The organism is Undibacterium sp. RuTC16W (genome assembly GCF_049339445.1).
Lineage (GTDB): Bacteria > Pseudomonadota > Gammaproteobacteria > Burkholderiales > Burkholderiaceae_D > Undibacterium.
Genome location: NZ_JBMPPE010000005.1, coordinates 59,504 through 72,864, shown reverse-complemented (window position 1 = coordinate 72,864; position 13,361 = coordinate 59,504). Strand labels below are relative to the sequence as shown.

The following is a 13,361-nucleotide window of genomic DNA, read 5'->3' as shown; positions in this document are numbered from 1 at the left end:
CGGTATTGCGGATTCATTGCGGATTCCTTTTTAAAATCAGGAAGAAACTGATCCTAAACTGATCTCATATCGCCAAATCTAACTAAACAAGCGCTGAGCGCGAGTTGATCCCGCTGCGATATCCGCCTCTGCCATGGCGGCATAAAATTCATTCACCTGCCCGGCGATTTCATCCAGAGCGGCCTTAGAGATCGGCTGGTTACCGTCGTCTACAACCGTACCGCCAAGCCGTGTCGCCAGCGACTTGGCACAAGCTGCCATCGCACCGAACCCATCGCGCAAAGGTGCGACGCAAGGCACATCCAGCAATAAGGTCAGGCGCGCAGTCACCGCCTCGCTGACGCTGACATTGGTCGACAAGGTGAACAAATTGCCGCCATCACCGTCAGGCATCACCAGACGGCCATCTGGCCGCACATCAAAGCCCTGCTTCTCCAACGCTGCCAGCAACGTGCTGACCGCCCATGGTGCGCCGTTACTCATGACATTCACACTGAGTTGCGCATCGTGTTCAGACACAAACTGATGCAAGTCACGCGCATTCGACATGACACGATTCATGTCAGGAATATCGGGATGCGCATTTAATCTATCTGCAATTTCACGTAATTTGGTGACGAATTCAGAGTATTCCAGTTCATTCAACGGGCCGCCGCGGCTGACCATCTGCACACCAGCAAACAGCGTTGTGTAGATGCCGCCATGGGCAACGACATCACGTACGCCATCGTGGCTGAGTCCGATAAAATGAATTGGTTTTTTACCTACGTATTTCAATCCCTGAATTTCTGTCAGCAATTTTTCACCACGTACCGGCGCATCGAATTCAAGCGGAATGATGCAGTCGATGAGCTCATCGACTGGCAAGTCTTTTTCAGATAAGTCTTTTTCAGATGCATCGAATGGGCTAGCCTGAGAAATCGTTCCCGGCATTGACGCAGGCGACTGCCGCCCGAAGTCAGAATTATCCTCTGAAAAATCTGCATCCAGACTTGGCTCATGTCGCGGCAGCGGCGTGTCGTAGCCATCTTCTTGAAAACGTGGCTCGGTCACTGCATTAGGATTCATCAGAACATCGTCATGGCCACTGCCAAAGGCCTGATCAACACTTTTCTTTGCTTTATATTCTTGCCATTTATTAAAAATCACAACACCGACAACGATGGTTCCACCGATTGCTAATAAGCTGATTTGTAGATCTGTCATGCTGCTTGCGCCTCAGATACGAAATGTGCAGCGGACTCCATGTCCACAGCAACGATACGAGAAACCCCCTGCTCTTGCATGGTGACGCCAATCAATTGCTGCGCCATTTCCATCGCAATTTTATTATGGGAGATGAACAAAAACTGTGTGTTAGCGGACATACGTTTCACCATATTGCAGAAACGTTCCGTGTTGGAATCATCAAGCGGTGCATCGACCTCATCGAGTAAACAGAATGGCGCCGGGTTCAACTGGAACATCGAGAACACCAGTGCTGTCGCGGTCAGGGCTTTTTCACCACCCGATAATAGGTGAATCGTGGCATTTTTCTTACCCGGCGGCTGCGCCATGACCTGCACACCGGAATCAAGAATTTCGTCACCGGTCATAATAAGTTTCGCCTGACCACCACCGAATAAAATCGGGAACAGTTCGGCAAAATGATGATTCACTTTATTAAAAGTATCTTGCAGCAAATCACGTGTTTCTATGTCGATCTTATGAATCGCATCCTGCAAGGTCGTGATTGCCTCGTTCAGATCGGCATATTGCGCATCAAGGAAAGTCTTACGCTCTGTCGCTTGCGCTAACTCGTCCAGAGCTGCCATATTCACCGCCCCCAAGGCAGCGATTGCATTGGTAAGGCGGGTCACTTCACCTTGCAGATACGATGGTTTCATATCATCGTGTAATTTCTGTGCAAGGGCCTGCTCATCAACTTCGAAATTACGCAGTTGCTCGGCAAATTGCTCTTGATTCAAACGAGCTGCCTGCTCCTTCAATTGCAACTCTACGATACGATCCCGTTGCGGCTGCAGACTGCGCTCCACTTGCATCTTGCTTTCTTCGACCTGACGTAATTTTTGCGTCAATTGATCAAGCTCATGACGCGCATCAGCCAAAGCGCGCTCCTGATCGCTACGCTTCTCCAGCAAGGATTGCAAACCGGCTTGCGCCGTCTGATCATCCATTTCCTCCAGCTCGAGACGACCTTGCTGCATATTGGCAAAAAGCTGTGCGGATTGCTCGAGCGCAGTAGCGATGCTGCGACGCAGTTCTTCCATCTTATTGCGATGCGATTTCTCAGCGAAAGCGGCTTCTTGCGCTGCCAGCTCCAGGTCGCGCAAACGCTGGCGCGCATCACTCAGATGCTGTTCTTTTTCCAGATAATTCGTCTGGCCTTGCTCATGATTTTCTTGCAGTTCCGCAAGCTCGATATCGAGCATTTCAAATTTTTCTTCCGACTCGACCCGCGCTTGCTGCTGCTCGCTTTCTTGCTCGGCGATTTCAGCCAGATCATTCATGATTTGCGTGCTGCGCTGATTAAAACGCTCCTGCACTTCAGCCAGCTTCATGAATTCAATTTGCAAGGTATGCACGGATTGGGTCAGGCTACTCACCCGCTGACGCAATTCCTGTAAATTCTGCGATGCCTGCGTGTAGGCCGACTCCGCACGCACAGCGCGGGTCTTGGCCTCATCGGCCAGCATATGCTGAGCGCGGGATTGCTTTGTAATATTGTCTATCTCTTGCTGGCGGGCGAGCACGCCATCCTGCTCAGAATCTGCTGCATAAAAACGCACACTGGTTTTGCTAATGACATGACCTTGCCTGGTGATAAAACAGGCACCGGCAGGCAGCTTGTCGCGCTGCTGAAATGCGTTGGCAACATCGTCGGCGGCATAGACCTGGTGCAACCAGTCCTGCATCAGGCTACGCACACCGGCATCATTGAGTTGCAGCAAAGAGAGCAAAGGTTGCAAGCCGGGAACCAGATCCGTTGCGGGGGCAATTACTTGCGGGGTATACAAAGCGAGCTTGGCAGGAGGCGCATCGCTAAAGAAGGCTTTCGCCCAATCGAGATTTGACATCTCCAGCGCTGACGTACGCTCACGCAATACCGCTTCGAGTGCGGTTTCCCAGCCTGCCTGAATGTGGAGTTTTTGCCAGAGCTTGGGCAGTCCGCTCAGTTCATGCTTCTCTAGCCAAGGTTGTACTTTGCCCTGACTTTGTACCTTTTCCTGCAATTGCCTGAGTGCCTGCAGACGTGCGTCGAGTTGAGTCGACGCCGCAGAATCGAGATTCACCTGCTGCTGTGCGGCGCGCCGTTCCTCTTCCAGCAGAGGCAAACGCTCCTGCGCTTCTTCCAGTTGCATCGACGATTCTTCAAGCACCTGTTTTTTCTCTTCAAGTTGCAGCGAGAGATTTTCCAGATGCGCATTATCCGGCATGGCCAGACCTTGCTTTTCCTGTTGCAGACGTTCTTTACGGGTCGCCAGCGTGTTCAGGATGTTTGAGGCATTGCGCTGATGTGCAGACTCCAGCTCAATCTGCTGCTGCAACTGCATGATTTTGGCACGCGACTCAGTGGTCTTGAGCTGTGCTTCACGCCAGACCTGCTCTAACGCGGGAATTTTATCGTTCTGTTGCTGCGCGATTTCTTGCGCCTGTTCAGAGCGCTCGCTGAGTTCTTCAACATGGACTTCCGCCTCAGACAAATCATCCTGAAATTGCTGCCCCTGACGCTGCCATTGATCACGCTGCGCGGTCAATGAATTCAACTGGCTTTGCAAGCGGCTACGGGATTCAATCACAAACTTGATTTGCGCTTCCAGACTGCCGATTTCTGCATTGGTCTGGTACAAATGACCTTGTGCCTGATGCATTTTGTCGCCGACCGCATAATGCGCCTGGCGCATCTGTTCCAGCTCCAGCTCCACGTGACGCAGCTTGGCAGTTTGCTCCTCGAGATCAAGCTGGGTTTTTTCTATTTCGGCAAAATGACGTGCCTGCTCGTTTGCAGCTTCATTCTTGCGCAACAACCATAGCAATTTTTGTTTTTCTTCCTGGTCACCTTGCAACTCATTATATTTATTCGCGACAATCGCCTGCGCTTCGAGTTTTTCCAGGTTGGTGTTCAGTTCGCGCAAGATATCTTCCACGCGGACCAGATTTTCATGGGTGTCATGAATCCGGTTTTCTGTTTCACGGCGACGCTCTTTGTAACGCGAAACGCCCGCAGCTTCTTCGAGGAAAATCCGCAACTCTTCAGGCCGCGCCTCGATAATCCGGGAAATCATACCCTGACCAATGATCGCGTATGCACGGGGACCGAGGCCGGTTCCCATGAAAATATCCTGGATATCGCGGCGGCGAACGGGTTGACCGTTGATGTAGTAGGTGGAGGTGCCGTCACGGGTCAGCGTACGTTTGACAGCGATCTCGGCGTATTGGCTCCACTGACCGGCGGCTTTTCCCAGACTATTGTCGAAAACCAGCTCTACCGAGGAGCGTCCAGCGGGTTTGCGGTGCGTAGAACCGTTAAAAATAACGTCCTGCATCGATTCGCCGCGCAGTTCTGAGGCCTTGGACTCACCCAAAACCCAGCGCACGGCATCAATAATATTGGATTTTCCGCAACCGTTAGGGCCAACTACGCCCACCAGTTGCCCCGGAACCTGAAAGTTAGTCGGATCAACAAAAGATTTGAATCCCGACAATTTAATGGAAGTTAAACGCACGTTATAAAATTTTGTTATCTTTTATGTTCAAATTCCGCCTCAGGAAACGACAAAATCATGTCAAATTTGTCTGTATTTCTGTAAGCACCCGATCTTATCTGATCATCATAACATTTTGACGCCACCGAAATCCGTTTTTGATACAGCATTCCACGGCTGTTACTGTGCCGCAAGCCTGCTCTGAGCGCTATAATACGTTGCTTATGCGTCGACCATGTGCGGCTCATGTGTCGCTCATGCATCTCCTTATACGTCGTCGGTTAGTGCCGGTCAACGTCGATAATACAGACAGCTTCATGTGCAGCTCAAATCCGCTATCGGGTGTTTCACCTGCCTGCACCTGGTCGTATTTGCTTTACATGATGCTATGAGCCGCATTCTTCAACCACAGTTCCACAACTAAACGTGAATTTCCAGTGAATCCTTTCCTGCAAAAACTTCAGCCCTATCCGTTTGAAAAACTAAAACGCTTGTTTGCGGACGTCAAACCGAATCCCGCATATAAAGCCATCAGTCTGGGGATTGGAGAGCCGAAGCATCCAACACCGGCATTTATTCGCCAGGCAGTCACTGATCATCTGGATGGCTTGAGCGCATATCCGTCCACCGCAGGCTCTGAGGCATTGCGTCTTTCGATCGCACAATGGCTGGCACGTCGTTATGACATACCGGCGCTGGATGCTGCAAGCCAGATTTTGCCTGTCAACGGTTCCCGTGAAGCGCTGTTCGCGCTGGCGCAAACGGTCATTGATCCAGGTAATAACGAGCACGGCAAACCGATTATTCTGTGTCCGAATCCGTTTTATCAGATTTATGAAGGCGCCGCCTACCTCGCTGGCGCAGAGCCTTATTTTGCAAATGCCGATCCGGCACGCAATTTCGCCCCCGATTACAAGAGCATTCCTAATGAGATCTGGAAGCGCGTCCAGTTGCTCTATATTTGCTCGCCCGGCAATCCGACCGGCGCCGTGCTGACCATGGACGACTGGAAAGAATTATTCGATTTGTCCGACAAATACGGCTTTGTGATCGCCGCAGACGAATGCTATTCCGAAATTTATTTCAAGCCGGAAGCACCATTAGGCAGCCTGCAAGCAGCGCGCGCCTTTGGCCGTACTGATTATCGCCGCCTAATCACCTTATCGAGTCTGTCAAAACGATCGAATGTGCCAGGCATGCGCTCCGGCTTTGTCGCGGGTGACGCAGAGATTATTAAAAACTTCCTGCTATACCGCACGTATCACGGCAGTGCCATGAGTCCCAGCATCCAGTCTGCATCTATTCTGGCCTGGAATGATGAAGTCCATGTGCAGGAAAACCGTGAGCAGTACCGTCAAAAATTTGCGCAAGTCACACCACTTTTACAAGAAGTTCTGGATGTGAACTTGCCTGATGCCGCCTTTTATCTATGGGCTAAGGTCGATAAATTCATTACGATTTCCGACACCGACTTCGCCAAGCGTCTTTACCAAGAATATAATGTGACCGTTTTACCTGGCAGCTATCTCGCACGTGATGCCCACGGCATCAACCCCGGGCAAAACCGCATCCGCATGGCATTGGTTGCCGAAGTCGAAGAATGCATGGAGGCAGCACAACGCATCGTCGCCTTCACCAAGAAACTTGCCGCTGAACCGGTTCACAAGCCTTCGTGACCGTTATGACCGTCATGACCAGGCGATAAAGTGACACCAAAACGCGCAATATCTCATTCACTTATTTAACTATTTTCTTCAAACTGACTGAACTAACATGACTCAACAATTACAGCAAATCATTGATCAAGCCTGGGAAGATCGCGCCAGTTTTTCACCAAAATCAGCGCCTGCAGAATTACGCGAAGCAGTTGCCCATGTATTGGCAGAACTCGATTCCGGTGCTCTGCGCGTGGCAGAAAAAATCAGCTCCGGCAACTGGCAAGTCAATCAATGGATCAAAAAAGCCGTCCTCCTGTCTTTCCGCCTGGAAGACAATATCGTGATGCCATCCGGCGATCACATGCAGTTTTACGACAAAGTACCGACTAAATTTGCCAGCTACACACAAGATGACTTCATCAAAGGCGGCTTCCGCGTGGTACCGCCTGCCGTGGCGCGTCGCGGTAGTTTTATTGCCAAAAACGTGGTTCTGATGCCGTCTTATGTCAATATCGGTGCCTATGTCGATGAAGGTGCCATGGTCGACACATGGGCAACCGTAGGCTCCTGCGCGCAAATCGGCAAGAACGTCCACCTGTCCGGCGGCGTCGGCATTGGCGGCGTTCTGGAACCGATGCAAGCTAACCCGACCATCATTGAGGACAACTGCTTCATCGGCGCGCGTTCTGAAGTCGTTGAAGGCGTCATCGTGGAAGAAAACTCCGTGATTTCCATGGGTGTCTACATCGGCCAGTCAACCAAAATCTACGATCGCGCCACAGGTGAAGTCACCTATGGTCGCATTCCTGCCGGTTCTGTTGTAGTCTCTGGAAATCTGCCGTCCGCAGATGGCAAATATAGCCTCTACTGCGCAGTAATTGTGAAGCGTGTCGATGCGCAGACCCGCTCCAAAACCAGTATCAACGAATTGCTGCGCGGCGCGTAAATTTCTGCTTCGGTCAGGGAAACTGAATTTCTCTGACCGGAGATGTATTGTGAATGATCATTTTCGTTTTTGAATCGTTTTTGAATAGGGACACACCATGGCAATGGATCGCTTATTCCAGTTGATGAAAGAAAAACAGGCATCTGACATGTTTTTCGCCATGAACTCGCCCATCCATCTGAAAATTAACGGCAATCTGCTGCCGATTAATCAGCAGAAAATGGATCAGGCGAATATCTTGTCACTGCTGAGTGAAGTAGTCGCTCCCGAACACATGCAGCAACTCGAACGCGAAAATGAACTCAATATTGGTATTGGCGCACCAGGAATTGGCCGCTTCCGTTTGTCAGCATTCCGTCAGCGCGGATCGGTATCGGCCGTATTGCGTTTTGTTCCCGGGCATATTCCTGCGCTAAACACGCTGCACTTGCCACCGGTGTTATCCGATCTGATCATGGAAAAGCGCGGCTTGATTCTCGTGGTCGGTGCAACAGGATCAGGTAAATCAACGACCATCGCGTCCATGCTCGATCATCGCAATGAGCTGCGTACCGGCCATATTCTGACGCTGGAAGATCCGATCGAATATCTGTTCCGCAGTAAAAAATCGATTGTGAACCAGCGTGAAATAGGCACCGATTCCGACAGCCTGAAAACCGCACTAAAAAATTCTCTGCGTCAGGCACCGGACTGCATCCTGATCGGTGAGATTCGCGATCTGGAAACCATGCTGGCGGCGATTGCCTATGCGCAGTCCGGCCATCTGGTTCTGGCAACACTACATGCGAATAATAGTTATCAGGCATTGAACCGGATTATCAGTTTCTTTCCGATGGAAAACCGCAATGCGCTGTTATTAGATTTATCCTCATCGATCCGCGCCATTATTTCGCAACGTCTGATCCGCTCCATCGATGGCGGTCGCTGCCCGGCAGTCGAGATCATGCTTAATACTCGTTACGTCGCAGAGTTGATTGAGCAAGGCGACATCTTCCAGATCAAAGAAGCGATTGAAAAAAGTCTGTCACCAGGCTCGCAAACCTTCGAGCGTGCATTAATGCATTTGATCCGGGAAGGCCTGATCAGTCAGGAAGAAGGTCTGGCCAATGCAGACTCTGCCAATAACCTGTTGTGGCTGCTGAACAATGAAATGGATCAGACACAGTCCGCACCAGAACCAGAACCGGAAAAGAAAGAAGAAGCGTCTTTCACCGAGTTCACACTGAATATGTAAAGAGAAGAATGCATTCACTCGTTTTATATGGCATCCCGAATTGCGATACCGTAAAAAAAGCCCGCACCTGGTTGCAGGAGCAAGGTATCGCCTTCACCTTCCATGATTTTAAAAAAAATGGACTGGATCACGCAACCATTCAACATTGGTTACAACACAAAGATCTCGACATTCTGATCAATCGCAAAGGTACGACCTGGCGCGCATTGACGGATGAGCAAAAAGCCTCCGTCAGCGATGTCGATGCCGCCATTGCATTGATGATCGCCTCACCTTCCGTGATCAAACGTCCGGTTTTACAGATGCACACAGGGTCTGCCGCATCAGCAACAACGTCACATATCGAAGTCGGATTTTCGGCTCAACAATACCAACCTCTTTTCAAGTAATCGCCATGAGCAAAACACTCGCGCTGACAGAAAAACTGATCGCGCTCTCTTCCGTCACACCGGAAGATAAAGGCTGTCAGGACGAATTAATCTCCCTGCTTAGCCCACTCGGTTTTACCTGCGAAACCATCCAATCCGGCGACGTCACGAATCTGTGGGCACGTCGTGGTACGGTACAGCCTTTGCTCGTATTTGCCGGTCATACCGACGTTGTCCCGACGGGTCCAGTCGACCAATGGCAATCACTGCCATTCACACCGACACATCGCGACGGCAAGTTATATGGTCGTGGCGCCGCCGATATGAAAACCTCGATTGCAGCATTCGTCGTCGCTTGCGAAGAATTTATCGCCGCGAACCCCGATCATAAAGGCTCCATCGGCTTTTTGATCACCAGCGATGAAGAAGGGCCGGCAACGGACGGTACTGTGGTCGTCTGCAATCAGCTCAAAGCACGTGGTGAGCAGCTCGATTACTGCATCGTTGGCGAGCCGACGTCGGTTGACCAGCTAGGCGATACCATCAAAAACGGTCGCCGTGGCACGATGTCAGGCAAGCTGACCGTCAAAGGCATACAAGGTCACATCGCCTACCCACAACTCGCCAAAAATCCTATTCACCTGGCAGCACCGGCATTGGCTGAAATGGTCGCTGAAGTCTGGGATGAAGGTAACGAATATTACCTGCCGACCTCATGGCAAATCTCGAACATCCATGCGGGTACTGGCGCGTCGAACGTCATTCCCGGCTCGATTGTGATCGATTTCAACTTCCGGTTTTCTACCGCCAGCACAGCAGAGGGGTTGCAGCAACGTGTGCATGCGATTCTGGATAAAAACAGCATGGATTACGACCTCAAATGGACCATCGGCGGCCATCCTTTCCTCACACCCAAGGGTGAGTTAAGCGATGCGTTAGGTGCAGCGATCCAATCAGAAACCGGCGTCATCACAGAATTATCGACCACCGGCGGCACGTCGGATGGCCGCTTCATCGCCAAGATCTGCCCGCAAGTCGTTGAGTTTGGCCCGCCGAATGCCAGCATCCACAAGATTGATGAGCACATCGAGGTGCGCTACATCGACCCACTCAAAAATATTTATCGCCGTACTTTAGAAAATCTGCTGACATGAGCAACCTGCCCGCCTCCATTTTCCTGACCATGCGCGATTTATTGCGCCATGCCGTCACCCGCTTCAACACCGAAAAATTATTCTTCGGCCACGGCAGCGCCAACGCGCTCGATGAAGCCGCCTATCTGCTGCTGCATACACTGAAACTGCCACTGGACAAGATTGATCCGTTTCTGGATGCCCGCCTGTTACCGCATGAAATCGAAGCCGCTTTAGCCGTCATTGAACGCCGGGCGACCGACCGGGTACCAGCGTCCTACATCACTAATGAAGCCTGGCTAGGCACCTACAATTTCTACGTCGATGAGCGAGTCATTGTGCCGCGTTCATTCATTGCAGAATTGATCCCCGAACATTTTTCACCGTGGGTTCAGGACCCGGATGCGATTACCAGCATTCTTGAATTGTGCACCGGCTCCGGCTGCCTGCCCATCATGCTGGCAGATGCCTTCCCTGACACACAGGTTGATGCGGTCGATATCTCCAAGGATGCATTGGCGGTTGCACAGCGCAACGTCGACACCTATGAGTTGCAAAACCGGATTACCTTGATCGAATCCGATCTCTATACCAATGTACCGGACAAAAAATACGATCTGATCATCACGAATCCGCCGTATGTCAATTCCGGCTCGATGAGCAAGCTCCCGCAGGAATATCTGCATGAGCCGCAAATCGCACTGGCAGGCGGCGAAGACGGCATGGATCTGGTACGTAAAATCGTTGCAGGTGCAGCGCAGCGCCTGAACAAGAACGGTATTCTGATGGTGGAAATCGGCAACGAACGCGCGTTTGCAGAACAGGCATTTGGCGATCTGGGTCTGACCTGGCTCACCACCAGTGCAGGTGATGACATGGTTTTTTTACTCCATGCCGATCAATTGATTGGATAAAACGTCGTCCCGTAGCTGAATCCGCCATCCGGCACACAGCCACAAAAATAGATACAAAAAAATAGATACTAGATACCAGTATCAACTAGCAGCAACCAAAGCCGCACAACTGATGTGCGGCTTATGCATTTTTAAACAGATACTCCCCATTTTTTAAGTTAGTACACAATGATACGTCTTCAACAAGTCATCCTGGCGCGCGGTACCAAGCCTTTATTCGATAGCGTCGATGTCACGCTCAATCCCGGCGACAAGATAGGCTTGATCGGCTCCAACGGCGCGGGGAAATCCAGCCTGTTCGCCATGTTGCGCGGCGAGCTGCATCCCGATCAGGGCAGCATCGAATTCCCCGCTAAATGGCAACTCGCCCACGTCGCCCAAGAGACACCACCACTGGAACGCAGTGCGATTGATTACGCGATTGACGGCGATACCGCGTTACGCAAACTCGAAGCCCAGTTAGCCGAACTCGAAGCCCAGCCCGACACACCAGAAAATGGCCTCGCGATTGGCGAAATGTATGGCGCGCTGGCCGATGCCGACGCTTACACCGTGCGCTCACGCGGCGAACAATTATTGATCGGCCTCGGCTTCACGCTGACCCAAATGGAGCAATCCGTCGCCAGCTTCTCCGGTGGCTGGCGTATGCGCCTGAATCTGGCGCAAGCCCTGATGTGCAAATCCGACTTACTGTTGCTCGATGAACCGACCAACCATCTGGATCTGGACGCGATTATCTGGCTGGAGGACTGGCTCAAACGCTACACAGGTACTCTGCTGATCATCTCGCATGACCGCGACTTCCTTGATGGTGTGGTGAATGTCGTCGTGCATATTGACGAACGCAAACTCAAGCGTTATTCGGGCAACTATTCCGCATTCGAGCGCCAGCGTGCTGCCCAGCTGATTCTGGCACAAGGCACCATCCTCAAACAAAATCGCAAGCGCGCCCACCTGCAATCCTTTATTGACCGCTTTGCCGCCAAAGCCTCCAAAGCCAAGCAAGCACAAAGCCGTATCAAAGCACTGGAAAAAATGGAAGAGCTCGCACCACTGCGCGAAGCGGCTGAATTCTCGTTTGAATTCCGCGAACCGCTCAGCGCGCCGAACCCGATGCTGGTTATGGAAGACGTTAATTGCGGCTACCGCGTCGAGTCCAAAACTGATCACAGCTTTACCGAAAGAACGATCGTCTCCGACGTCAAATTCTCCCTGCAAATCGGCCAGCGTATCGGCCTGCTCGGCGTCAATGGCGCAGGTAAATCCACCCTGATCAAAACCATCGTCGGCGACATCGCACCGCTGTCTGGCACCATGCAGACAGGCAAAGGCCTGTCCATCGGCTACTTCGCCCAGCATCAGGTCGAAATGCTGCGCCACGACGAATCACCACTCTGGCATCTGGCCCACATCGCACCGAATGTCCGCGAACAAGAATTGCGTAACTTCCTCGGCGGCTTCAACTTCCCCGGTAGCATGGTCACCAGCCCGATCGCCCCGTTCTCAGGCGGAGAAAAAGCCCGTCTCGCTTTAGCCATGATCGTCTGGCAGCGCCCCAACCTGCTGCTGCTCGATGAACCAACCAACCATCTGGACCTGGAAACCCGCGAAGCATTGACCGAAGCCCTCGCCCAGTTCGAAGGCACACTGGTCGTCGTCTCCCATGATCGCCACCTGCTACGCGCCACCACGGATCAATTCATCATCGTTGCTGACGGAGAGTTATTACCATTCGACGGCGATCTGGACGACTACAAAGACTGGCTGTTCAAAAACAAACTAGCCAAAGAATCTGCACCCGCATTGCCAGCCAAGACCAAAGAAAAACAAGACGCGTTACCACAAGCCAAACCAGTACCGGTAGCCGAACAAATCGACGATAAAGAAAAGAAACGCCGTGACGCCGAGCAAAGACAAAAACTCGCAGCCCAACGCAAACCGATAGAATCCAAGATCAAACGGCTAGAAGAACAAATGACCAAACTCAACGCCAAAAAGCAAGACATCGCAGCCCAGCTCGAAGGCAGCGACATCTACAGCGATGCCAACAAAGAGAAGCTGAAAGGTCTATTACTGGATCAGGCGTATCTGGTGAAAGAGCTTGAGCAAACAGAGGCGGACTGGCTGGAGCAGCAGGAATTTTTGGAGGCTGTGTCGTAAAAAAAATTAGCCTCGGTATCTAAATCGACTCGGCAATATCTGTCGAGTCAATCTACCTTAAGCTGACCAAATTATTGAAACAAAAGCCAGCTTCCTCGCCACCCGTATAGATTTCAATGACAGTTAAAGACTTGCAAGACTGACTATTGATCAAATCGCTAACACACTTCAAATGAACATCAAACTACAGCAAACTTAAATTCAGATTTAAGACCATAACTATCAAGTGCTACCAATACTTA

The 13,361-nt window shown here is 51.3% G+C and carries 9 protein-coding genes; 7 read left to right on the top strand and 2 right to left on the bottom strand.

Annotated elements, in window-relative coordinates; genetic code table 11:
- Positions 1 to 78: 78 nt before the first annotated feature.
- On the bottom strand, positions 79 to 1,206 hold the full coding sequence (locus ACO0K4_RS11170; protein ID WP_422956702.1) for a cell division protein ZipA C-terminal FtsZ-binding domain-containing protein: 1,128 nt from the start codon (positions 1,204 to 1,206) through the stop codon (positions 79 to 81).
- Positions 1,203 to 4,727 (bottom strand): chromosome segregation protein SMC, encoded by a 3,525-nt coding sequence (smc, locus tag ACO0K4_RS11165; protein ID WP_422956701.1) that lies wholly within the window; start codon positions 4,725 to 4,727, stop codon positions 1,203 to 1,205. Before smc ends, ACO0K4_RS11170 begins: the two co-directional genes overlap by 4 nt.
- Positions 4,728 to 5,143: 416 nt before the next feature.
- On the opposite strand from smc, the gene dapC reads away from it, so the two are divergent.
- The 7 genes from dapC to ACO0K4_RS11130 all read left to right on the top strand — a co-directional run bounded on the left by dapC (position 5,144) and on the right by ACO0K4_RS11130 (position 13,119).
- Positions 5,144 to 6,382 carry a succinyldiaminopimelate transaminase gene (dapC, locus tag ACO0K4_RS11160; protein ID WP_422956700.1) on the top strand — a complete coding sequence of 413 codons (1,239 nt, stop codon included), beginning with the start codon at positions 5,144 to 5,146 and terminating at the stop codon, positions 6,380 to 6,382.
- A 97-nt stretch (positions 6,383 to 6,479) separates the two neighbouring features.
- Entirely contained in the window at positions 6,480 to 7,310 is an 831-nt protein-coding gene (dapD, locus tag ACO0K4_RS11155) for a 2,3,4,5-tetrahydropyridine-2,6-dicarboxylate N-succinyltransferase (RefSeq protein ID WP_422956699.1), read from the top strand.
- A 97-nt stretch (positions 7,311 to 7,407) separates the two neighbouring features.
- Positions 7,408 to 8,544 carry a PilT/PilU family type 4a pilus ATPase gene (locus tag ACO0K4_RS11150; RefSeq protein ID WP_422956698.1) on the top strand — a complete coding sequence of 379 codons (1,137 nt, stop codon included), beginning with the start codon at positions 7,408 to 7,410 and terminating at the stop codon, positions 8,542 to 8,544.
- A gap of 8 nt (positions 8,545 to 8,552) precedes the next feature.
- Positions 8,553 to 8,933 (top strand): ArsC family reductase, encoded by a 381-nt coding sequence (locus ACO0K4_RS11145; RefSeq protein WP_422956697.1) that lies wholly within the window; start codon positions 8,553 to 8,555, stop codon positions 8,931 to 8,933.
- 5 nt (positions 8,934 to 8,938) lie between these two features.
- Positions 8,939 to 10,066 carry a succinyl-diaminopimelate desuccinylase gene (gene dapE, locus ACO0K4_RS11140; protein ID WP_422956696.1) on the top strand — a complete coding sequence of 376 codons (1,128 nt, stop codon included), beginning with the start codon at positions 8,939 to 8,941 and terminating at the stop codon, positions 10,064 to 10,066.
- Complete coding sequence (gene prmB / locus ACO0K4_RS11135; protein WP_422956695.1) at positions 10,063 to 10,959, top strand: 50S ribosomal protein L3 N(5)-glutamine methyltransferase; 897 nt, start codon at positions 10,063 to 10,065, stop codon at positions 10,957 to 10,959. Before dapE ends, prmB begins: the two co-directional genes overlap by 4 nt.
- A 168-nt stretch (positions 10,960 to 11,127) precedes the next feature.
- Positions 11,128 to 13,119 (top strand): ATP-binding cassette domain-containing protein, encoded by a 1,992-nt coding sequence (locus ACO0K4_RS11130; protein WP_422956694.1) that lies wholly within the window; start codon positions 11,128 to 11,130, stop codon positions 13,117 to 13,119.
- The last annotated feature ends 242 nt before the right edge of the window (positions 13,120 to 13,361 follow it).